We start from the raw sequence: 22,365 nt of genomic DNA on the forward strand, positions 1-22,365 counted from the left end.
ACTGTTCCTGACTTTCAGAACCGTTGCGCGCGGAACGGGGTGAGATCGAGCGGCGGAGTCTGCCCGAGAACGAGATCGCGGATCAAGCGGCCGGTCGCGGCCGATTGGGTCAGGCCGAGATGGCCGTGGCCGAAAGCGTAATAGACATTTGGCGCGCGCGCTGCGCCGATCACCGGCAGCGAATCCGGCAGCGACGGGCGATAGCCCATCCACTCGCGGCCGCCTGACGGGTCGAGCCCCGGCAGGAAACGTTTTGCTTTTTCCAGCATGGCCCTGGATCGCGCGAAATTTGGAGGCCGCTCGATGCCGCCCAGCTCGACGGCGCCGCCCACGCGCAGGCCCGTTTCCAGTGGCGTGATGACGAAGCCATGCCCCGAGAAGATCAGCTGCCGCTTCACGTCGAAGGCCGACGCCGGCAGCGTCGTGTTGTAGCCGCGCTCGGTTTCGAGCGGGATGCGGTCGCCGAGGTTCTTCGCCAGGAGATGCGACCAGGCTCCGGCGGCGATCACAAGCTTGCTTGCCTTTCGCCGTGTGCCATCGGCCAGCACGATCGTCGCACCGTTCGCGCCCGCCTCCACGCGTTCGACCTGCGCATGCTCGAAACGGGCGCCGAGTTTTTCCGCATAGGCCCAGACCGCCTTACCGAGCAGTTTGGGGTCGGCGACCGTCTTCCAGCCCGGCACGAAGGTGCCCTTGACGAAGCGCGGCGAAAGACCTGGTTGAAGCGCGGCCATCTCTTCGCTCTCGACATGGCGGAAGCCGATGCCGAACCGCTGGCGCTCGGCCCAGCCCGGCAGCGAGGCGCGGAATTCCGCCTCGCTCTCGTAGAATTCCAGCGAGCCGTCCTCGCGCAGCATCGGCCGCGTGCCGGAGCGATCGAGCAGGCCCAGCCATTCGGCCTCGGCGAGCTTCATCATGCCGGCCTGCGTTGCCAGGCTCGCCTCGTAATGCTTCGCCGCGCCCGCCCGCCAGAAGCGGATCAGCCAGGGCAGTAGTTTCGGCAGATAGGCCGGCGGAATGGCCAACGGCCCGAGCGGATCGGCGAGCCATTTCGGCAATTGCCGGATCATCCCCTTATGCGCCAGCGGCAGCACATCGGAGAAGGCGAAGGCGGCTGCGTTGCCGGAGCTCGTCTCCTCGCAGACGCCGGTACGGTCGAAGACGGTGACGCTGCGCCCCGCCTCCGAGAGCAGGGCCGCCGCGCAGATGCCGATGATGCCGCCACCGATGATGGCGATGTCTTCACCTTCTCCCCGTTGGCGGGAAGAAGGTGCCCGAAGGGCGGATGATGGGCGGTGCCCCTCCTCGGAATTTCCCGGCACGCGAATGCTACCTCTTATTCGGCCGCCACCAATCTTTCCGACGACCGAGAAGACGTCTGGAGCGGCGGCAGCGTCGGCCGCATCGCCAGCGCGTCCCGGACGATCTTCTCGACCGCCTTGCGGCGTTCGCCGGAGAGCGGCTGGCGCGGCATGCGCACCCGGTCATTCGTACCGATCGCCAGCACTTCGGCAAGCTTGATGTTTTGGACCAGATAGGTCGAGACATCGAGGTCGAGCAAGGGCCGGAACCAGCGGTAGATCGCCAGCGCCTCATCGCGGCGACCCTGCCGCATCAGCTGGTAGATCGCGACGGTCTCGCGCGGGAAGGCGGTGACGAGGCCGGCGACCCAGCCGGTGGCGCCGACCGACAGCGCCTCGAAGGCGAGATTGTCGACGCCGGTGAAGAGGTCGTAGCGGTCGCCGAAGCGGTTGATGATCTCGGTCGAGCGGCGGATGTCGTCAGACGATTCCTTGATGGCGACGAAGCGTTTGTCGGCCGCCAGCTCCTCCATCAGATCGACGGTGACGTCGACGCGATAGGCGAGCCGGTTGGAGTAGATCATCACCGGCAGGTTGCCCGCCTCAGCGACCGCCCGAAGGGCGCCGACCGTTTCTTGCGGATTGGTGTGATAGATCGGGCTCGGCACCACCATCAGACCGTCGGCGCCTTCCTTGGCGGCGCGGCGCGCGATGCTCGCCGCCTCGCGGGTGGCGGGCTCGTTGACGGTCAAAAGCACCGGCTTCTTGCCGGCGACTTTCTGCGCCGTCTTCAGCACCTCGATCTTCTCGTCAGGCGACAGCATGGGGCCTTCGCCCAGCGATCCGCACACGATGATGCCGTCGCAGCCGGCCTCCATCTGCAGCCCGTAGCAGCGCTCCATCTCGGCATGATCGAGGCGGTCGTCGGCGGTGAATTTGGTCGTGACTGCTGGGAAAACTCCGGTCCACATGGTTCTTTCTCCTCTGATATATCAGGCGTATATCTATTAAGAATTGGCGTGTCAACGTTGAATCCGCTATGATATATGAAAAATATATCAGGAGCCTGCTTTTGATCTCCCCGCTGATATCCGCCGACACGAATGCCGCTTTCGAGCCGGCCGCGACCAAGGCCTATCGCGCGCTGGAGCACATGATCGTCACGCTCGAGCTGCCGCCGTCGAGCTTCGTCACCGAAGGCGCCCTGATCGATCGCCTAGGTCTCGGACGCACCCCTGTGCGCGAGGCAATCCAGAGGCTGGCCTGGGAGGGACTTCTCGACATCAGGCCCCGCGCCGGCATCGCGGTCGCGCCGCTTCACGCCGGCGACTGGCTGCGGGTCCTCGATGCCAGGCGCGGCATCGAGGTCGTGCTCGCGCGCTCGGCCGCCCGCTTCGTCACCCGCGAGGCCGCCGACCTGTTTCACGAGGCGGCTTTGGCCATGCAGAAGGCGGTGATCTCGAGCAACGTGCTTGCCTTCATCCAGGCCGACAAGGCGCTCGATGAGGCGCTGGCCATCGCCGCCGACAACCCCTTCGCGGCGCGTGTCGCCGCCCCCCTGCAGAGCCACAGCCGCCGCTTCTGGTTCCGCTATAAAGCCGACACCGGCCTCGCCGAATCAGCCGAGCATCATGTCGCGCTGATCCGTTCCATCCTCGACGGCGACGAGGAGGCGGCCGCCAAGGACGCCAAGAAATTGATCGCGCTGCTGCGCTCCCACGCCGAGGTGGCCGCGATGCGGTAAGTCCCCTCCAGGCGATGACTTCCTAGCGCGCTGTCTGATATCTCCGGATGGCTCAAGCGCCCGGCATCGCCGCGGTAATTGACCGGCTGTCCCAGCCTTCGCCGACCGAAAGCACACAGCTCTGGCCTTTGGTGTCGGAGGCCAGCACCGTCCAGCTGCCCTGATCGGAGACGAAGATCTCGAGCACGACGTTCGGATTGATCAGCCCGCGCCCGGCCTCGCTTTCGTGGAATTTGTCTCCGAGCGCTTTGATGATGTCCGCGCGCGGCGCGCATTGCGCCGCCGCGCTCGCCGGGGCGGCTCCAAGGGTGATCGCCGCCGCCGCCAACAGTGTCGCCACAACAAATCGTGTCATCTGACACCTCCTCGCGCCAGACGAGAACCCCGGCTTGAACCGGCGCTGTTCGGTTGCCTGCACGAATGGCAGGAATACAGCCTAAGGCGGATACCGGTCTGTTGGTTCCATCACACGGCAATGGAATTTTAGAAGATGCGGATACGCACTCGACCTGCCGTTCTTGAAATGCACCTGGGGTTGGACACGGAACCGACAAGTGAGAGGCCGACGCAGCATAAAAGGAAAGCGCGGTTGGCGCCCGCGCTTTCTCAATGCCGGTCCGAGATGTCCGGCTAGTTCATCGTCGGAATGACGAATTCCGCGCCATCCTTGATGCCTGCCGCGCGCCCGCAGCCGAAGGCGAGGACGCGCAAACAGGAAACCGTCCGGCTAGTTCATCGTCGGAATGACGAATTCCGCGCCATCCTTGATGCCGGACGGCCAGCGCGAGGTGACCGTCTTGGTCTTGGTGTAGAAGCGGAACGCGTCCGGGCCGTGCTGGTTGAGGTCGCCGAAGGACGACGCCTTCCAGCCGCCGAAGGTGTAATAGGCGATCGGAACCGGGATCGGCACGTTGACGCCGACCATGCCGACCTGAACACGGCTGGCGAAGTCACGCGCCGCGTCGCCGTCGCGGGTGAAGATGGCGACGCCGTTGCCCATTTCGTGATCATTGGCGAGCTTGATGGCATCCTCGTAGCGGGGCGCGCGCACCACCGAGAGCACCGGCCCGAAGATTTCTTCCTTGTAGATGCGCATGTCGGCGGTGACGTTGTCGAACAGGCAGCCGCCCATATAGTAGCCGTTCTCATACCCCTGCATCTTGAAGCCGCGGCCGTCGACGACGAGCTTGGCGCCTTCCTTGACGCCGATATCGACGTAACCCTTCACGCGCTCCAGCGCCTGTGCAGTCACCAGCGGGCCGAAGTCGGCGGAAGAATCCGTCGACGGGCCGACCTTCAGGCTTTCCACACGCGGCACCAGCTTTTCCATCAGCCGGTTGGTGGTTTCGTTGCCGACCGGGACCGCCACCGAGATCGCCATGCAGCGTTCGCCGGCCGAGCCGTAGCCAGCGCCGATGAGGGCATCGACTGTCTGGTCCATGTCGGCGTCGGGCATGATGATCATGTGGTTCTTGGCACCGCCGAAGCACTGCACACGCTTGCCCGATGCCGTGCCGCGCGAATAGATGTAGTGCGCGATCGGCGTCGAGCCGACGAAGCCGATGGCCTTGATGTCCGGATCGTCGAGGATGGCGTCGACCACTTCCTTGTCGCCGTTGACGACGTTGAGGATACCGGCTGGAAGGCCGGCCTCGATGAAGAGCTCGGCGATGCGGATCGGCACGCCCGGATCACGTTCCGAGGGCTTCAGGACGAAGGCGTTGCCGCAGGCGATGGCCGGGGCGATCTTCCACAGCGGGATCATGGCCGGGAAGTTGAACGGGGTGATGCCGGCGACGACGCCGAGCGGCTGGCGCATCGAATAGACATCGATACCGGGGCCGGCGCCGTCGGTGAACTCGCCCTTCATCATATGTGGCGCGCCGATGCAGACCTCGACCACTTCAAGGCCGCGCTGGATGTCGCCGCGCGCATCGGCGATGGTCTTGCCGTGCTCGCGCGCCAGGATGTCGGCCAGCTCGTCATAGTCGCGCTGGACCAGTTCGAGGAACTTCATCAGCACGCGCACGCGGCGCTGCGGGTTGGTGGCTGCCCATTTCGGCTGCGCGGCCTTGGCGTTCTCGACCGCGGCGCGCAGTTCCGCCTGCGAGGCGAGCGCCACCGTGCCGCGCACGGAGCCGTCCATCGGCTGCATCACATCCTGCTTGCGCCCGCTGGTGCCGGCGACGCGCTTGCCGCCGATGAAATGACCGTATTCGATCATGTTTCTCTCCCTGATCTTGGTGATGATGCCATTGTCCGCCTTTGTGGCGGCGATGGCAACGCGAGCCAAAACGCAACCGTTGTGCGGAAAATAGACAGCAACAGCGGAGCGTGCATTAATTGTCGCAAATGGCAGGTGCGCCTGTCGCCGGGGGATTTCCTATGAACTGGGATGACGTCCGCATCTTCCTCGCCGTGGCGCGTGCCGGCCAGATCCTCGGCGCGGCCAAGCGCCTGGAGCTCAACCACGCGACCGTCTCTCGCCGCATCGCCGCGCTCGAGGAGGCGCTGCGCACAAAACTCTTCCGCCGTCTGACCACCGGCAGCGAGTTGACGCCGGCCGGCGAGCGCTTCCTAGACATCGCCGAGCGCATGGAAGGCGATATGATCGCCGCGCGCGCGACCATTGCCGGCGAGGGCGACGATGTTTCGGGAACCGTTCGCATCGGCGCGCCCGACGGATTTGGCGTCGCCTTCCTGGCAAAGCGCCTGGGAGAGATCACCGCGCTTCACCGCGAGCTCACCATCCAGCTGGTGCCGGTGCCGCGCTCCTTCTCGCTGTCCAGGCGCGAAGCCGATATCGCGATCACCGTCGAACGGCCGACTGAAGGCCGGCTGGTGGCGGGCAAGCTGGTCGACTATACGCTCGGCCTCTTCGCGTCCCGCGCCTATGCGGAGGCCAACGGCCTGCCCAGAACGCCGGCGGAACTCTCCCGGCACACCCTGATTGGCTATGTGCCGGACCTCATCGTCAGCCCCTCGCTCGACTATGCCGCCGAGTTCAGCCCCGAATGGCGCACCAGCTTCGCGATCTCCTCGGCGCTCGGCCAGGCCGAAGCGGTGCGCTCCGGAGCCGGGATCGGCATCCTGCACACTTTCGTCGCCCGTTCGATGCCGGAGCTGGTGCCGGTCGACATCGTCGCGCCCATCCGGCGCGCCTACTGGCTGGTCTATCACGAATCGGTGCGGCCGCTGCGCCGCGTCCAGCTGGTCGCCAACTTCATCACCAAGGCGGTGGAGCGGGAACGCGGTCTTTTCGTCTAATCCGCGTCGAGCACGAACGAGTTCACGATCTTGTCGGCCTGATCCGCAAGCGGCGCCCATGTGCGCGCCGCCTCGTCGGCGCTGTCGCCCGTGACCCCGCAATCGATGAAGCCGTAATGCGAGCTGCGCAGCGTCAGCGCGATGCGGGAATGGCCGTAGAAGCTGACGTTCTTATCGGCATAGTGGAAGTCCATGTCGGCGATCCGCACCGGGTAGCCGTCCGGGAAATGCGCCAGCCTGTCCTGGCTGAAGCTGGCCGATCGATAAGCCACGCCTACCGTGGTCTGCCAGTTGCTAATCTGCCAGTCTTTCTCCATGAACGCCCTGACATCAGGCGGATTGTCCGGGGCGGTCGGGTCGTAGGCATTTTGCGATACCCTGCAGGTCAGGCCTTTTTCGCCGGATTTGATCTTGAGCCGGAATGGTATTGTCAAAGGCGGTTTCGCTCGCCCATTCCTCGGGATATGTCAGCGAAAAGCCGTGTTCCTTATCGTGAACGGTCTTGTCGTGAACAGTCTTGTCCGCGGCAAGCGCAGCCGCGGCACAGGCCAGATATGCGGTCGCCGCCAATGGAAAAAGATGCATTCCAAAGTCCCTCGCTGCCGCCGATCTTATCACAGGCAGTTGGTCGTGCCGCCTTGCCTCCGCCACAAATTCAGCCACTGTGGCATCAGCGCGCCTGGCCATGCCATGACCGGACGCCTGAGCAATTCTGGGAATTGCGTCGGAACAAAGAGATAGAGCGGTTCGCCGTTTCCGTGAAACGATGAAACGCTCTAGGGACAGTCTTCGAAACGCCGGTGGGAGAAATGCGAGCCGTTCTTGCCATTCTTCCGCTGCTTTTCCTGTCGGACTGCGCCAATCCCTGGGCGAAGGTTCCGGAAGCACAACTGCCGAAGCCGGTACGCTACGCCATGTCGCGGCCCTCGCCCTTCATCATCGGCAATTATTGCGGCCCGGGCACACGCACCGGCGACCTGTCGGCAAGGCCTGTCGACCGCCTCGATGCCGCCTGCCGGGTCCATGATGCGTGCTACATTGCAAGGCACAATCACTGCGACTGCGACGGCGCGCTCGTCGCTTCCGCCAGAAAGATTCGCGACGACAGGACGGCGCCGCGCAAGATGCGCAACGAAGCGGAATTGCTGATCGCCACTTTCGCTGTTCCCGTCTGCAGGATTTTTCCGAAGGGCTTTCTGCCGCCACGCGACCCCGCCCAGCTCAAAGCCATGAAAGGGGCAGCCGGATGAACGTCAGGCCTGCCGTCGCCAAGGCATTGCTTGGACTGGCGCTGACGGTGCTGGCCGGCTGCGGCGGCATGCCCGGACCTTCGGCTTGCGCCTTCTTTCCGGGCGACGACGCCTGCGACCGCCTGCCCGTCTCGGCGGATAGCAGCGGCGACGGCATCGCCACGGCCCATTACTTCGCCAGCGACGGCAACAGCGCCTACGAAAGAGAATTCCAGGCGCTGCTCGCTCAAAGCCGCCTCGATGCGCTCGACCGCGCCAACGGCACCGGCCGCTTCGGCCGCGACTGGCGCGATGTCCAGAACAGCGGCTTCCATGCGACCTATCCGGCACTGCAACGGCTGGCCAGACCGCTCGACGGCACCGAGCTCGCGCCGACGCAAGGCAAGCCGGGCCAAGGCCATTTCGTCGGGCGCTGGCGCATGTCGCGGCAGACCCTCTATCTCGATGCCGCTGCGCGGCCCTTGGCGCCCAAGATCTTCAGCTTCTCCGGCTTGCAGGCGCGCTCGGTCGAGATTGTGCTGCGCCAGGCAGGCCAACAGCCAGTCGACATCGGCGGCACCTGCAACGGCCCGCTCGCGATCCGCGCATCGGGCCGATCCACCACCGTCGCGGGGGCCTCGCCATTCCATTTGAGCCTTCCGGTCGCCGAAACATCCGTCAGCCTGTTTCCTGACCAGGCGCTGACCCGCTGCGATCTGCGCGTCGGCTCCACCCTGGCGCCGGCCGGCGCGCCCTTGACCTTGCTGCGCGAGGAAACCGCCGATCCCTGGACCACGGCTCTGGACAGCCGCTACGATCGCTGCCCGGTGCCCGACCCGGCGGGGATGGAGGAACTCGACCGCGTCTTTTATGCGAGCCGCTGGCTGTCGCAGTCCTGCGCGCTGCCGCTGGGATTGCCGATCCTGCTGCGCAAGTCGCGCGACGGATTCAACGCCAAGGTAGAGGCCCTGCTCGGCAAGAGGCTGCCCGACAGCGCCCTCGACAAAGCCGACCCCGAGATGCCGCTCGATTTCTCCACCGCTCCGAAACTCAGGCTGATCTACCTGTCGTCGCTGGAGTTCAAGGCGGATTTCTCCGGGCGCGTCATGGAGCGGCTAATCCGCCATCACGCTGCGCTTGGCACCAAGGTGCGCGTCCTGGTCACCGACGTGCTGGAGCGGGAGAAGGACGATGCGATGCTGCACCGGCTGGCATCGGAATTCCCCAATGTCGAATTGCAGGAATATCGCTGGCAGGCCGATCACGGCGCGCCGTTCGACGAGCAGATCTCACAGTTGCACAAGACCCATCACATCAAGATGCTGACGACGCTGGCCGAAGAGCCTGGGCGCTCGCGCGTCATCGTCGGCGGACGCAACATCCATGACGGCTTTCTGTTCCACCGACCGCTCGACCTGATCCGCTATCCGGACCTCGAGCAATACGGCAAGACCGACGGCTTCTCGCTGAACTACTATTCCAATTGGAGCGACTTCGACATCGAGATCGCCGACCAGGCGACCGTCGAGACGCTGGCCGCGCATCTCTCGACGATCTGGCTGCGCGACGCCGACACCAATCTGTCGCGGCCGTTCTCCGTTCCGGTTCGCTCCATAGCTGCCCCGCGCGGGGTGGCGCGGCATTTCATTTCCGTGCCCTATGAGGACGGGCATGCGCTGGAGGCCTATTTCGTCGAGCTGATCGACACCGCCGAGCATCGCATCGAGATCGTCAATCCCTATCTGAACTTGACGCCCGATATCGCCCGGGCCTTCGACCGGGCGCTGGCCAGGGGCGTGAAGATCGACGTCGTCGGTCGCATCGACCTTAAGGGCGATATCGGGGGCCGGTTCCTCACCGCGCTCAACAAGCTGTTCGTCGAGAAATATGGCGACCGCATCAACATCCGCGAGTTCAAGGCGCCCGACGTCGTGCTGCATTCCAAGATCATGATGATCGACGAAAGGCTGGTCGCCATCTCATCGGTCAACCTCAACAACCGCAGCTTCTTCCATGACTCGGAGAACGGCATGGTCGTGCTCGATCCGGCTTTCTATCGCCGTATGAAGCCGGTCTATGACGACTACCTTGCCCATTCGCGCCCAGTCGCTTCCAACGTCACGATCGGCTGGGCCTACCGCCTGCTGTTCAGCGCCAAATGGGTCCGGGAGGCGTTCTGAGGGATTGAAGCGCCGTCTCGATTCCATACCGAGCGGAGCGCTTAAATAGGCTTCAGATACCGCTCGGGGCTGAGGTCGCGCGCGTTGATCTCCGGCACCCGGTTGGACATGATGTCAGCCAGCACCTTGGCCGAGCCGCACGCCATGGTCCAGCCGAGCGTGCCGTGGCCGGTGTTGAGATAGAGATTGGCAACCTCGCTCAATCCGACCAAGGGCGGCCCGTCCGGCGTCATCGGCCGCAAGCCGCACCAGAAGCTCGCCGCCTTGAGATCGCCGCCACCGGGGAAGAGATCGCCGACTGAATGTTCGAGTGTGCGGCGACGGGATTCATGCAGGCGAAGATCATAGCCCGAAATCTCCGCCGTGCCGCCGACGCGGATGCGGTCGCCGAGCCGAGTGATCGCCACCTTGTAGGTCTCGTCCATCACGGTCGAGACCGGCGCGGCCTCGGCATTGCTGATCGGCACGGTGATCGAATAGCCCTTCACCGGATAGACAGGAATCGGCCGCCCGAGCAAGCGCATGAATTGCGCCGAATAGCTGCCCATCGCCATCACGAAGGCGTCCGCGGATTTCCAACCGGTATCCGTAAGGACATTGGTAAGGCGGTTGCGGTTCCTGACGATTTTCCGGACGGTCGAGCCGTATTCGAAGGTCACGCCGCGCGCCACGCAGAGTTCCGCGAGCTTGTCGGTGAACATCTTGCAGTCACCGGTCTCGTCGCCGGGAAGCCTAAGGCCGCCGACGAATTTCTCGCGCACAGCGCCGAGCGCCGGTTCGGCCGCGATACAGCCGTCGCGGTCGAGGATCTCGTAAGGCACACCGTATTTCTTCAGCACCTCGACGTCGCCGCCGGTGCCGTCGAGCTGCTTCTGCTTGCGGAAGAGCTGCAGCGTGCCTTTGGACCGCTCGTCGTAAGTGATTCCGGTCGCCTCGCGTAGCGCCTTCAGCGTGTCGCGGCTGTATTCGGCCAACGGCACCATGCGCGACTTGTTGAGCGCATAGCGCTCGGCCGTGCAGTTGCGCAGCATCTTGAGGAGCCAGGACCACATGTTCGGGTCGAAAGCCGGCCGCACCACCAGCGGGCCGTATTTCATCAACAGCCATTTGATGGCCTTGACCGGGATGCCTGGCCCGGCCCAGGGCGAGGCATAACCCGGCGACACTTCGCCAGCATTGGCGAAGCTCGTTTCGAGCGCCGGCCCTGGCTGGCGATCGTAGACGGTCACTTCATGACCGGCCTCTGTAAGGAAGTAGGCGGTGGTGACCCCTATCACGCCGCCGCCCAGCACGATGACTTTCATTCTATCTCCCTCAAAGGCCGATCATCATGCCGCCGAAGGGCCCGGATCGTCCCCTTCTGTCTGCCGGATTTTGCCGCGCCCGCCAAGGGGCCAGTCAGCGGCGGTCGCGCTGTGGACCAGCTTGAGGACATGGCGAGGTCGTTCAGCGGCGCGCTCCTGTGCTTCCCGCCGCGCGGCTTCCGGCTGATAGGCCACATCCTCGAGAAGAACCTCCTCGGCGGGACCGTCGAGCCGCGCGGCCAGCGCCGATTGGCCCGCGGTCATGCCAAGCAGGCAGAGGCCGTGCCACGTGACGACCGGTAGGCCGGAGCCGACGGGAGCGGATGCATCGGCCTGCACCAGCGTGCGCGTTTGCGGCGAACCGCCGCCGACGCGGAAAATCACCCGGCTATTGAGTGTGGCGAGGTCGGGCTCGACGGCCCCCGTCGCAATGACGCGGCTTTCGGTGAGCTTGCGTTCGAGCATCGGCGCTATCGGATCGGCAAACGCGCGGCGGCGCATCAGCATCGCCTCAATTACCGCGAAGTCCTTGGCGGTGAGGCGGTAGACGGTCCTGGTCATGGCGCCCTCCGCGTTTGTTCGACGACGTCGATCGTTGCCGAAAGGACCCGGTTGTCGCGGCTGCGCCAGGAAACCGTGCGTCCGGACCGCGCCCCGATCAGCGCGGTTCCAAGCGGCGTCAGCACCGATATTCGTCTTTCGGCGATGTCGGCCTCTGCCGGATAGACCAGCGTCACCGTCTGAATGCCTCCCTCTGGATCCTGAAGCGTCACCGTCGAGCCCATCCGCACCACGTCGGCGGGCATTGCCGCCTCGTTTGCGACCCTGGCGCGATCCATCTCGGCAAGCAGGTCCTCGGCCATGTCGGGTACGCGGTCGAGAAATGCCCTGGCGAGGCTGCTCAGCCGGTCGTGATCCGCCGCGCTGACAAGAATGGCGTTTCGGAAACGCGCTTGCGTTGCTGGATGCATGGCATACCTCATATTATTCCGGCGCATCGGTTGCCCGAATGCGCGCAAGCCGCCACGTTGAGGGCGGCAAACAAAGCCCGGCAAAGGCTGCAGGCTCGATGAAAATGTCTGGAATTCAAACGCCCCGGTTCACGCGACCGCCGGCATTGGCGGCCACGCCGGGGCTACGCTCCCGCGATGGGGCAAACCCTGAAGCAGATTCTGGAACAAGCGAGGTTGCTCATGCCCCGAACCTTGCCGAGAAGCACCGCCTTGTCAAGCAAGGCGCCTGCCTCAACTGCCGATGTAGCGGCGGTGAAAGCGCGCACCCAGGCTGGTCAGTATCTCGTAGCCGATGGTGCCAGCGTGGCCGGCCGCGTCGTCGACACTTTGCGATGGACCGATGAGCTCGACGAGGTCCCCTTCGCTGAGCCGGCCTGCTGGAAGCGCGGAAATGTCGAGGATGATCGAATCCATCGACACGCGCCCGACGAAGGGCAAACGCGCGCCCTCGAACCAGGCGGCCGAAGCGGCGCGCCGGTGCCAGCCGTCGCCATAGCCGAGCGAAATGGTCGCGAGATCGAGCGGCCCATCCGCTTGGCGGGTATGGCCATAGCCGATCCCTGTGCCGGCGCCGACCCGCCGCGTCTGCGCCACCTTAGCCTGCAGCCTTACCACCGGCAGCATTGGGTTGGGTGCGTGGGGCGTCGGATTGACGCCGTAAAGCGCTGCTCCCGGACGGGCGAGATCGTACCGATAGGCCGGCCCGAGAAAGATGCCGGACGAGTTGGCCAACGAGGCGCGCGCGGCGGGCAACATCTTGCGCAATCGGTCGAATTCTAGCCGCTGCTTCTCGTTCGCCGCCTGAAGCGGCTCGTCGGCGCGGGCGAGATGGCTCATCACGAAGCGGATGTCGATGCCGTCGAAGGCGCCGGCCTCTGCCGCGACCGCCTCGACGTCCGCCGGCGCCATGCCGAGCCGAGCCATGCCGCTGTCGACCTGGATGGCAGCCGGCAGGCTCCGGCCTGCGCCCCCGCGGCTTGGCGCCAGGCCTTCAGCTGCAAAACGCTGTTGATGACCGGGCAAAGTCCGGCCGCCAGGGCTTCCGGTTCCGAACCCGGAGGCAGTCCGTTCAGCACGAAGATGTCAGGCTCCCGCCCGATCGCGTTGCGCAGGGCGACGCCCTCGCCGAGCAGCGCGACGAAGAAGATGTCGCAGCCCTCTTTCGCCAGCGCCGAGGCCACTTGGGCGGCGCCAAGCCCGTACCCGCCGGCCTTGAGCACGCCGGCGCAGCGAGCGCCATTCAGCCGCGCCTTCAGCCGGCGATAGTTTTCCCGGATGGCGCCAAGATCGATGGTCAGAATCGCGCCGGCCGCAGCCTCGCTCACCATCGAACCCTTGCTTGCATCATGTGCCGGAAACCCGCGTCCGGTGTCGTCGTTCATGGCGACCCCCGTTCAATGCATCGGCAATCAATACGGCCATGCGGCCGCCGCGACAACCGCGATCGACGACGGCTGGTCAGGAAGCCAAGTGCTGAAAGGCCGCCACCACCTGCTCATAGACCTTTCGCTTGAACGGCACGATCAGCTCGGGCAGCTCCCGCATCGGCCGCCAGGCCCATTCATCGAATTCGGCGGTATGGCCGCCGGGCGGCGGATTGATTTCGATCTCGCTTTCGTCGCCCTCGAAGCGATAGGCGAACCATTTCTGCGTCTGGCCGCGATAGCGGCCCTTGAAGGCGACGCCGACCAGATGGGGCGGCAGGTCGTAATTGATCCAGCTCGGAGCCTCGGCAAGCAGCGACACGCTGCGCATGCCGGTTTCCTCATAGAGCTCGCGGCCCGCGGCTTCGACCGGCTCTTCACCCTTGTCGATGCCGCCCTGCGGCATCTGCCAAAGCTGCGTGGTGCCGGCGAACTCGCTGTCCGGCTCGGGGATGCGATGGCCGACCCAGACCAGGCCTGCTCTGTTGAGGATCATTAGCCCGACGCAGGGACGGTAAGGCAGCGTTTCGGGATCGATCGTCTTGGCCATGGGTCAGGGTTCCGGCGGTCTGGATTGAGTGCAGCGAGGCGGGTAGCGTTAGCCTTTTTGCGGATCGATCGCCACCGCCGAGATCGGCACGATCTCGATGCCGCGCTTCTTCGCTTCGGCAATCCAGGACGTCACCGTGTCGACGGTGATGTCGAAGGCGGAGCCGATGCCGACCGCGCTGCCCTTGGCCCGCGCCGTCGCTTCGAGGCTGTCCAGTTTCTTCAGGATCTCGCCGCGATCCTGCACGGCGTCGATCGCCATGTCGCCGGCGACGAACGGCACGCCGTCCTTCAGCGCCAGGTCAGGCGCGACGCTGCGCGAGGATGAGCCGTCGTCGATATAGGCAAGGCCGCGCTTGCTGAGTTCGGCCATGAAAGGCTCCATCGCCGAGGCGTCGGCCGAGAAGCGCGCGCCCATATAGTTCATGACTCCGGTATAGTTCGTGGTCCTGGACAGCGCCCAGTGCAGGCTCTTCAGGTTCTCGTCCGGGCTGGCCGAGACCGTCAGCGTGTTGCGGCCGGGATTGACGTTTGGATAATCGAACGGCTCGAGCGGCACCTGCATGACGATCTCATGCCCGCTTTGCCTTGCCGCCTGCATCCAGCGGCCGATGCTGTTGCCCTGCGGCGCGAAGGCCAGCGTCACTTCGGCCGGCAGCTTGGCGATCGCCGCCTGCGTGCCGGTTTGCGAGACGGCGAGCCCGCCGATGACGATCGCCACCCGCGCGCCGCGCGCGCCCGACCACGGTCGCGCATAGACGTCGAAGGGCCGTCTGCCGTCGGCGGAGCGCATCGGCAGCGGGCCGGTGTCGCCCGCCTCGATCAGCGCCCTGTCAGGGATATGCGCGACCTTGAGGTCTTGGCCGAGCGTCGAGGGATCGCGAATGACGATCGCTGCCTTCGGCGGGTTGTCGCCCTCCTCGGACTGGACGTGAATGATCTGCGGCCCGCCGCTCTTCATCGGAGTGCTGGCCTGTGGCGTCGCCGCGGCAACCGGAGCCGGCGTGGGAGGCGGCGTGGGTGCGGGGGGAGCAGCGACGACCTTCGGCGTCGAAACCGCCACTTCTTGCGGTTTACGGAACGGCTTTTCGCGCAATGCAATCGTGCCGGAAACGCCGATCACGCCAAGCACCGCCACCGCCGCTGCAAGCGCACCGCCACTGATGCCGCGCGAGCTTTTGCGCTGGGGCCGAAGCGTCTGTCCGAGCGGGCGTTCGATGTCCTTGCCGATGTCTGCCAAGTTAAGTTCCCCCGGAAGCACGCCACTTAGATGAATGTCACATTCTCGTGACATCGCGCGTAAACTTCACAATCGCTGGCGCCATACCCCAAACGCCTGCCGCTCAACCGCGGCCCCGAATCAAACTGCCGGAACCTCGCGGTCCCGGCAGCATTGCATTGCTTCGCTCAGCCGGCCAGAGCCGGACTGCTTTACTGGTTCAGCACGGCCTTGTCCGGGTTCGGCGGGAAGGCCGGGTCGGTCTTCTCGCCGCGCAGCAGCTGCTCGGCAAAGATCAACTGCAGGTCGTCCTTCGGATCCGGCGGCACATAGGCGGCAGAGCCCGAGCCGGTCTTGCTCTCGTCGGCGCCCTTGATGTGGCCCTTGAGATCGGATTCGCCACGGGTCAGGTCGCGGCCTTGCAGGTCAGGCGGCAGCGGCTGGTCGACCTTGATGTCTGGCGTGATGCCCTTGCCCTGGATCGACTTGCCCGACGGCGTGTAATACAGCGCCGTCGTCAGCCTGAGCGCGCCATTCTCGCCGAGCGGGATGATGGTCTGGACCGAGCCCTTGCCGAAGGACTGCGTGCCGACCACCGTGACGCGGCGCAGATCCTGCAGCGCGCCGGCGACGATTTCCGAGGCGCTCGCCGAACCGCCATTGACCAGCACGATCATCGGCTTGCCGTTGATGTCGTCGACCTGCTTCGGCTTGGCGTCGAAGCGGGTGACATCCTTCGGATCGCGACCGCGGGTCGAAACGATTTCGCCGCGCTTGAGGAAAGCGTCCGACACGCTCACCGCCTGGTCGAGCAGGCCGCCCGGATTGAGGCGCAAATCAAGCACATAGCCCTTCAGCTTGTCGTTCGGCACCTGCTTCTTGATGTTCTCGATGGCGTTCTCGAGATCGTCATAGGTCTTCTCGGTGAAGGAGGTGATCTTCATGTAGCCGATGTCGTTCTCGACCCGGTACTTCACCGCCTTGACCTTGATGATGTCGCGCACAACCGTCAGCTCGATCGGCTTGTCGGCGCCCTGGCGCAGGATGGTGAGCTTGATCGGCGTGTTGACCGGGCCGCGCATCTTCTCGACCGCGTCGTTGAGGGTCAGGCCGCGAACCTCCTCGCCGTCGATCTTGGCGATGTAGTCGCCGGCAAGCACGCCCGCCTTGGCGGCCGGCGTATCGTCGATCGGCGTGATGACCTTGACGAGGTCGTTCTCCATCGTGACCTCGATGCCGAGGCCGCCGAACTCGCCCTTGGTCTGGACGCGCATGTCCTGTGCCTGCTCGGCATTCATATAGGAGGAGTGCGGGTCAAGCGACGCAAGCATGCCGTTGATGGCGTTCTCGACCAGCGACTTGTCGTCCGGCGGTGTCACATAATTCGCGCGCACGCGCTCGAAGATGTCGCCGAAGATCGCCAGCTGCTTGTAGGTTTCCGAACCCGCAGCGTTCGCCGCCGAACCCGGTGCGCCATAGACCAGGCTCATTGCCGATGCGCCCATCAGCGCGCCGGCAAACAGAAGCGACAGTTTCCGCATCATTTCACGTCCTTCCAGAGAATCGATCCGCCCACCATGGGGCCGGGTCGACGGGTTTTCCATCCTTGCGGAACTCGACATAGAGTTCCGACGTCGCATTTTCATTCCGCGAGGCCGAGGTGCTTGCCACCCGGGCCTCTCCCATCGCGCCGATCGGCTCTCCCGCGAGCACCGACTGTCCCGTCGCGACGCTGATTCTGCTCATCCCCGCCAGGACGACATGATACCCATCGCCCGCATTGAGGATCAAGAGTTGACCATAGGAGCGAAACGGCCCCGCATAAAGCACGTTTCCATCCGCCGGCGCCGTGACGATGGCCCCCGATTGTGTCGCAACCATGTCGCCCTGCATCGCCGCGCCATTGCCGTCGTCGGTGCCGAAACGCCGCTTGATCTTGCCGATGACCGGCAGAGCTATCTGTCCTTGCAGTGCCGAAAAGGGCACCGATCCCGTGAGGCGGTTGGCCTCCGGCACCGGTAGCGCGGCAAGGTCGGTCGTTGAGGCCGTCGTGTCGCTGTCGGTCGATTTTCGTTCGCCCGCCTTGGCCTGATCCTGCGCCTTACGCGCCTTGTCGGCTTCGAGCGAGGCGATCAGGTCCTTGAGGCTGCTCGCCTTCGCGGCCAGTTCCTGCGAGTGCCGTTGTTCGGCCACGATCGCCGTTTGGGTGTCGGCTTGCAGCTTCTTCTTGGCTTCGAGCAGCATGGTAAGCCGCTTCTTCTCCGCCGTCTGGTCGGTTACGGCGGTGGTGAGCCGCGCCCGTTCCGCCTCGATCGAGGCCGTCACCCTTGTCTGCTCCTTGAGATCGGCCATCAGCCGGTCCGTCTGCTGGCGCAGCTCCGGCACCACCGCGCCGAGCAGGATGGCGCTGCGCACCGACGACAGCGCATCTTCCGGCTTGACCAGTATCGCCGGCGGCGGATTGAGCCCCATGCGCTGCAGCGCGCCGAGCACCTCGGCCAACACGTCGCGCCGCGCCGCAAGCGAAGCGCGCAGCTTCTGTTCCTCGTCCTTCAGCCCTTCGAGCTTGGCGCCGATGTCCTCGATGTCCTGGCCGAGCTTCTGCTCGGTCATCGCCGACTGAATGAGCGCCGCGGTGATCGAGGCATAATCCTTGCGCACCGAGGCGATATCGGCGGCGAGCTTGGCCAACCGCTCCGACGAGAGCGTGATCTCCTTGGAAACCTGTTCGTATTCGGCCCGGCTCTGATCGGGATCCGGCGCCGTGTCGAGCGTGTTCTCGGCCGCCCGGACCGGCCCGAGCGCGACCACGGCGGCGACAAGAGTCAAGCCGCAGCGGCAGCGCCAGGTGCGCGTGAACGGGTACCAGCCTTCAGACATCAGGCCTCTAACCTATCCGCCGCTTCGTTAACGAACCATCAACCATGTTGGAAGCGCCCGCTGAAATCGTAATGTCGAGTTATTGAGGCGGAAATCCGGATAGCTACGTGTCTTCCGATCGCGCTTCTATGATCAGCAGATCCTCGGCCAGCCGTACCGGCACATCCATTCGATCATGCAGGATGCTTACGACGCCAATCCGGTCGCCGGAAAGCCTGCGGAAGAACACGTAAAGGCGGCCATAGTGGCTGAAATAGACGTCCACTTTCAAATCCGCGGCAATCGCCAGATTACCGGGGAGCTTTCGCAAGAGCGGCGGTGTTTCTGAAAGGAACTGCAGGTGCTGATGCAGGCCCGTGACATAGCGGATGGCCTGCGCCTCGCCCCATTTCTCGACGGTATCGCTCCAGATTCGATCCTGCGCTCTGTCCGCTGGCGGATAGAACAGATACCCTGCCATGCCTATAGGCTTCGGCGTTGATTGCGCCGAATAACATCCTCGGCCGATACGGACCGGAATTCGCTCTCTTCAGCCCTCAGACCTGGCTCAAGCTGCCTCTTCAGCCAGTCCCACGCTTCGTCGCGGGTCTGCAAATCGCGACGGATCAAGGCGCGGATATACTCACTGGCATTCTCGTAAAGGCCGTTCTCGCCGATCTGCTGCTGCAGGTGCGCCTGGAGTTTACCGCCGACACGGACATGAATGCTGCTATCTGCTGCCATGAGCCAAGGATCCCGCTCGTCTCAATTATGGAACCGTCGCAAATATTGTCAATATCTGCTACAGTTGATGGAATTCCTCTGCTGTGGCAGTCCGAGGGCCTATCCAAGTTCCAGGCTGTGGGCAGCCTCATCAAGAGCGATGATACGGATGGCCCGACAGGATCGTGGCAATCCGGTAGAGCTGCTCGCCCAGCATAACGCGCACAAGTTGGTGTGGCCAGGTCAGCGCTCCGAACGACAGCACCAGGTCGGCCTGCTCGCGTAATGATTTGTCATGGCCGTCGGCGCCGCCGATGGCGACAACCAGCGCCTTGCGGCCGCCGTCGCGCAACTGGCCGATGCGCCCGGCGAGGTCTTCCGACGAAACCGACTTGCCGCGTTCGTCGAGCAGGATGAGGACGCTGCCGGCCTGCAACTGGGCCTGCAGCTTCTGGGCTTCCTCGCGGCGGCGCTCGTCGGCGCTCTGTCCGCGGCTTTCGGGGATCTCGACAATTCCGGCAAATTCCAGCCCAACCGCGGGCCCGCTCTTGGCGAAGCGCTCGAAATAGCGGTCGGCGAGTTCTCTCTCGGGGCCGGTCTTCATCCGGCCCACGGCATGAACGATGATCTTCATCCTCGCCCCGGCGAGCTTTTCTAGCGCCTACCGTGATGGTTCACGGCATGCGGATCAAGGCTCAGTGCAAGGTCTCTTCCTCGAGGTCCGGCGCCTGCCACATCTTTTCGAGATTGTAGAATTCGCGGACTTCGGGACGGAAGACATGGACGATGATGTCGCCCGAATCGATCAGGACCCAGTCGGCGCTGGCCAGCCCCTCGACGCGCGCATTGCCGAAACCGGCATCTTTCAGCGCCTTGAGGAGATGATCGGCGACAGCCGAGACATGACGGTGCGATCGGCCCGAGGCGATGACCATATAGTCGCCGAGGCTCGATTTTCCCTGGATGTCGATTGAGACGATGTTTTCGGCCTTGGAGTCTTCCAGACTGGCAAGGACTGTGTCGATGGCGAGGCTCGCGGCGGCGTTGCCGCTGATCCCGGCCGGCGAAGGCATGATATCAGCCTTCTTCCGCAGTGCTGTTCTCAGTGTGTTTCCTTTCCCAACAAGAACAACCAAATCACCATGCAAATCAGGTGACGCCACTTAGATAGGCAGAGTTCCATTGCAGTTTCAAGACGACGGCCCCTTTTGCCTGGGCCGCGGGGGGCCGGATCGCCGTTTTAGGAGCGTCTGAAAAGCGGGAACTGATCCTGGATGCGTGGGTTATCGGCGCACCGACCAACGGGATCCCCGCCATGCCCACCGACCCGCAAAGCGCCCTCATCACCATCCAGGCCGGGCTCGCGCAGCTCAGCACCTTGATCGTTTCCTATTCCTTCTCGGCCATCGGCGCCGTGATCCTGCTGGTTGTCGGCTATCTGGTCGCCGGGCTTGCCGAACGCTCGATCTATGCCGGTCTCGGCCATATCCACGGCTTCGACGAGACCTTGCGGCATTTCTTCTCACAGGTCGTGCGTTACGCCATCCTGATCCTCGTCGTCATCATGGTGCTTGGCCAGTTCGGCGTGCAGACGGCCTCCATCATCGCCGCGATCGGCGCTGCCGGCCTGGCCATCGGACTGGCATTGCAAGGCACGCTGCAGAACATCGCCGCCGGCATCATGCTTCTGGCGCTGAGGCCCTTCCGCATCGGCGAAAATGTCGAGGTCGGCTCGATCGCCGGCACGATCGAGGAGATCGGCCTCTTCGCCACCAAGCTGCGCACAGCTGAAGGCGTCTACATACTGGCCCCTAACTCGACCTTGTGGAACCAGCCGGTGCGCAACTTCACCCGCAACGGCGTGCGCCGGACTGACGTGACCTTGAGCATCGGCTCGTGGAACGACATCGACCGCGGCCAGAAGACGCTGCTCGCCATCGCGGGCGCCGAAAAGCGCATCCGGCGCGAACCGCCTCCGATCGCCTTCATCGCGAGTCTCGGCGACGCGACCGTTTCGCTCACCTTGCGCTACTGGACATCGGCCGCCGACTATTTCTCGACCCAGATCGACATGACCAAGCGCGCCAAGCAGGCATTCGACAGCGAAGGCATCTCGATCCCGCTGCCGCCGCCGGAAGTGCCGGCGCAGGAGGTACGCAAACAGTAGCCGGTTCAATTCTGGCGGGGCTTCTCGTCCGGCGTGAAGGCGAGCTCCACCGGCAAGGGCGTCTGCGCCGACATCGGCGCGAAACTGCCGCTTGTGGCCGCGGGTGTCGGCCGCCCCGCCGTCACGCGCCACAGCACGAACGCGCAGAAGGCCGAAGCGATGACGATGCCGACATAGATGAAGGTCGCGGTGCCGAATACGGCGGAAAGCGCGGTTACCATACCGGGCACGATGAAGCCGGCCAGCGACCAGGCAAACAGCATCGAGCTCGACAGCGCCAGAAGCTCGTCCTTGGCGGCGCGGTCGGCGGCATGCGCGCTGGAGAGCGCGTAGATCGATTCCGACGCTCCGTCCCAGATCAGGTAGATCACCACCAGCGCGATCAGCGCACCGCCGTCGAACACGATGGCAAGCACGCTGGCGACGGTCGCGAGCGCCGCAGCCCCAGCAAGCACGTAGCGCCGGTCGGTGCGGTCTGAAATCCAGCCGAGCGGGATCTGCAGGATCAGCGTGCCGACCGGCATCGCCGACAACAGCAACGCCACATCCGCCTGGCTGTAGCCCTTGGCGGTGGCATGGATCGGCGCGAAACCGGAAACGATCATCGACAGGCCACCGACCGCAAGCATGCCGGCGACACCGACCGGCGAGATGCGCCAGGCGCGCCGAAGCGCCACCGACGCGGCCTGCGGCGCCGGCGGCTGGGCAAGCCTGGTCATGCCGACCGGCAGGATGGAGAGCGCCGTGAAGGTGATGCCGATCAGCGACGCGGCGGCCGTATGGATGTCGACGGCCGCGAGCGTCGCGTAACCCACGCCCAGCCCGCCGATATAGGCGACATAGAACACCGCCATCACCCGGCCGCGGATCGAATTGGGCAAGGCATCGTTCAGCCAGCTCTGCGCGACGATGAACAGCCCGCAAATGGCGAAGCCGTAAAGCGCCCGCGCGGCGATCCACAAAAGCGGGATCGGCCCGGCGCCGATCGCGGCGTTGGAAAGCGCAATCAGGGCCGAAAGCACCATGAAGGCGCGGGCGTGCCCGACGCGCCTCACCAGCGGCCCGGTCAGGATGCAGCCGGCCAGCCCGCCCGCCGAAAGCCCGGTGACGATCAGCCCGGCCCAGGTCGGGTCGAAGCCATCGGCGCCGAGCCGCACCGGGATATAGGCGAACATCAGTCCATTGCCGATCGCGATCAGCGCCATCGACACGATGACGCTGGCAATGGCGACCAACGGCGCCGGCTGCGCGGTCTGTATCTGATCGGTTGTGGCTTGGCTCTTTTCCAGCATGCCCGAACAGCTTCGCCTACGGACAGGCAAAAAGCCGCCGTAAAAGCGACATAGCCGGACTTCTCTTCCCTGTTGAGAAAGAAGGAGGGCGCGC

The 22,365-nt window shown here is 64.6% G+C and carries 22 protein-coding genes and 1 pseudogene; 5 read left to right on the top strand and 18 right to left on the bottom strand.

Features of this window, described 5'->3' with window-relative positions:
- Positions 1–14: 14 nt before the first annotated feature.
- Together P9272_RS15610 and P9272_RS15615 are read right to left on the bottom strand one after the other, a co-directional pair.
- Entirely contained in the window at positions 15–1,322 is a 1,308-nt protein-coding gene (locus P9272_RS15610; RefSeq protein WP_278161199.1) for an FAD-binding oxidoreductase, read from the bottom strand.
- 14 nt (positions 1,323–1,336) lie between these two features.
- Positions 1,337–2,272 (bottom strand): dihydrodipicolinate synthase family protein, encoded by a 936-nt coding sequence (locus P9272_RS15615; RefSeq protein WP_278161200.1) that lies wholly within the window; start codon positions 2,270–2,272, stop codon positions 1,337–1,339.
- Positions 2,273–2,340: 68 nt separating this feature from the next.
- Here P9272_RS15615 and P9272_RS15620 point away from each other — a divergent pair, with 68 nt between their 5' ends.
- Positions 2,341–3,045, top strand: a complete 705-nt coding sequence (locus tag P9272_RS15620; RefSeq protein ID WP_278161201.1) for a GntR family transcriptional regulator — start codon at positions 2,341–2,343, stop codon at positions 3,043–3,045.
- A gap of 52 nt (positions 3,046–3,097) precedes the next feature.
- Here the strand turns inward: P9272_RS15620 and P9272_RS15625 are convergent, their stop codons facing one another.
- Positions 3,098–3,400 carry a hypothetical protein gene (locus P9272_RS15625; RefSeq protein WP_128259496.1) on the bottom strand — a complete coding sequence of 101 codons (303 nt, stop codon included), beginning with the start codon at positions 3,398–3,400 and terminating at the stop codon, positions 3,098–3,100.
- Between the two features lie 372 nt (positions 3,401–3,772).
- Positions 3,773–5,269, bottom strand: a complete 1,497-nt coding sequence (locus tag P9272_RS15630) for a CoA-acylating methylmalonate-semialdehyde dehydrogenase (RefSeq protein WP_278161203.1) — start codon at positions 5,267–5,269, stop codon at positions 3,773–3,775.
- A gap of 161 nt (positions 5,270–5,430) precedes the next feature.
- Between P9272_RS15630 and P9272_RS15635 the strand changes: the two genes are divergently transcribed.
- Entirely contained in the window at positions 5,431–6,312 is an 882-nt protein-coding gene (locus P9272_RS15635) for a LysR family transcriptional regulator (protein WP_128259498.1), read from the top strand.
- On the opposite strand, the gene P9272_RS15640 is transcribed toward P9272_RS15635, so the two are convergent.
- Positions 6,309–6,746: a hypothetical protein gene (locus P9272_RS15640; RefSeq protein ID WP_278161204.1), complete on the bottom strand. Its 438-nt coding sequence runs from the start codon at positions 6,744–6,746 to the stop codon at positions 6,309–6,311. The two genes, P9272_RS15635 and P9272_RS15640, sit on opposite strands and share 4 nt — an antisense overlap.
- Before the next feature lie 375 nt (positions 6,747–7,121).
- On the opposite strand from P9272_RS15640, the gene P9272_RS15645 reads away from it, so the two are divergent.
- Together P9272_RS15645 and P9272_RS15650 are read left to right on the top strand one after the other, a co-directional pair.
- The gene (locus P9272_RS15645; RefSeq protein ID WP_278161205.1) at positions 7,122–7,562 is read left to right on the top strand and encodes a hypothetical protein; all 441 of its coding nucleotides are present in this window, start codon (positions 7,122–7,124) and stop codon (positions 7,560–7,562) included.
- Positions 7,559–9,721, top strand: coding sequence for a phosphatidylserine/phosphatidylglycerophosphate/cardiolipin synthase family protein (locus P9272_RS15650; protein WP_278161206.1), 2,163 nt, complete (start codon positions 7,559–7,561; stop codon positions 9,719–9,721). Before P9272_RS15645 ends, P9272_RS15650 begins: the two co-directional genes overlap by 4 nt.
- Positions 9,722–9,762: 41 nt before the next feature.
- Here the strand turns inward: P9272_RS15650 and P9272_RS15655 are convergent, their stop codons facing one another.
- The 12 genes and pseudogenes from P9272_RS15655 to rsfS form a co-directional block, all read right to left on the bottom strand.
- Positions 9,763–11,025, bottom strand: a complete 1,263-nt coding sequence (locus P9272_RS15655; protein WP_128259502.1) for a D-amino acid dehydrogenase — start codon at positions 11,023–11,025, stop codon at positions 9,763–9,765.
- Between the two features lie 24 nt (positions 11,026–11,049).
- Positions 11,050–11,586: a nucleoside-diphosphate kinase gene (locus P9272_RS15660; protein WP_278161207.1), complete on the bottom strand. Its 537-nt coding sequence runs from the start codon at positions 11,584–11,586 to the stop codon at positions 11,050–11,052.
- Complete coding sequence (gene rnk, locus P9272_RS15665) at positions 11,583–11,996, bottom strand: nucleoside diphosphate kinase regulator (RefSeq protein ID WP_278161208.1); 414 nt, start codon at positions 11,994–11,996, stop codon at positions 11,583–11,585. Before rnk ends, P9272_RS15660 begins: the two co-directional genes overlap by 4 nt.
- Positions 11,997–12,269: 273 nt before the next feature.
- A pseudogene (gene alr / locus P9272_RS15670) lies at positions 12,270–13,366 on the bottom strand (alanine racemase).
- Positions 13,367–13,496: 130 nt separating this feature from the next.
- A complete protein-coding gene (locus P9272_RS15675; RefSeq protein ID WP_128259504.1) occupies positions 13,497–14,012 on the bottom strand; it encodes an RNA pyrophosphohydrolase in 516 nt (171 codons plus the stop codon).
- Between the two features lie 48 nt (positions 14,013–14,060).
- Positions 14,061–15,251, bottom strand: a complete 1,191-nt coding sequence (locus P9272_RS15680) for a divergent polysaccharide deacetylase family protein (RefSeq protein ID WP_278161209.1) — start codon at positions 15,249–15,251, stop codon at positions 14,061–14,063.
- Between the two features lie 191 nt (positions 15,252–15,442).
- Positions 15,443–16,774 carry a S41 family peptidase gene (locus P9272_RS15685; RefSeq protein WP_278161210.1) on the bottom strand — a complete coding sequence of 444 codons (1,332 nt, stop codon included), beginning with the start codon at positions 16,772–16,774 and terminating at the stop codon, positions 15,443–15,445.
- 1 nt (position 16,775) lies between these two features.
- Positions 16,776–18,110, bottom strand: a complete 1,335-nt coding sequence (locus tag P9272_RS15690; protein ID WP_278161211.1) for a murein hydrolase activator EnvC — start codon at positions 18,108–18,110, stop codon at positions 16,776–16,778.
- Between the two features lie 103 nt (positions 18,111–18,213).
- Positions 18,214–18,570 carry a type II toxin-antitoxin system RelE/ParE family toxin gene (locus tag P9272_RS15695; RefSeq protein WP_278161212.1) on the bottom strand — a complete coding sequence of 119 codons (357 nt, stop codon included), beginning with the start codon at positions 18,568–18,570 and terminating at the stop codon, positions 18,214–18,216.
- A 2-nt stretch (positions 18,571–18,572) separates the two neighbouring features.
- The gene (locus P9272_RS15700; protein WP_128259508.1) at positions 18,573–18,833 is read right to left on the bottom strand and encodes a transcriptional regulator; all 261 of its coding nucleotides are present in this window, start codon (positions 18,831–18,833) and stop codon (positions 18,573–18,575) included.
- Between the two features lie 130 nt (positions 18,834–18,963).
- Positions 18,964–19,446 (bottom strand): 23S rRNA (pseudouridine(1915)-N(3))-methyltransferase RlmH, encoded by a 483-nt coding sequence (rlmH, locus tag P9272_RS15705; RefSeq protein WP_278161213.1) that lies wholly within the window; start codon positions 19,444–19,446, stop codon positions 18,964–18,966.
- A 61-nt stretch (positions 19,447–19,507) separates the two neighbouring features.
- A complete protein-coding gene (gene rsfS, locus P9272_RS15710; RefSeq protein ID WP_128259510.1) occupies positions 19,508–19,885 on the bottom strand; it encodes a ribosome silencing factor in 378 nt (125 codons plus the stop codon).
- A 242-nt stretch (positions 19,886–20,127) separates the two neighbouring features.
- On the opposite strand from rsfS, the gene P9272_RS15715 reads away from it, so the two are divergent.
- The gene (locus tag P9272_RS15715; RefSeq protein ID WP_128259511.1) at positions 20,128–20,979 is read left to right on the top strand and encodes a mechanosensitive ion channel domain-containing protein; all 852 of its coding nucleotides are present in this window, start codon (positions 20,128–20,130) and stop codon (positions 20,977–20,979) included.
- Between the two features lie 5 nt (positions 20,980–20,984).
- On the opposite strand, the gene P9272_RS15720 is transcribed toward P9272_RS15715, so the two are convergent.
- Positions 20,985–22,271, bottom strand: coding sequence for an MFS transporter (locus P9272_RS15720; RefSeq protein ID WP_128259512.1), 1,287 nt, complete (start codon positions 22,269–22,271; stop codon positions 20,985–20,987).
- Positions 22,272–22,365: the final 94 nt, after the last annotated feature.

This window comes from Mesorhizobium sp. WSM4976, assembly GCF_029625685.1.
GTDB lineage: Bacteria > Pseudomonadota > Alphaproteobacteria > Rhizobiales > Rhizobiaceae > Mesorhizobium.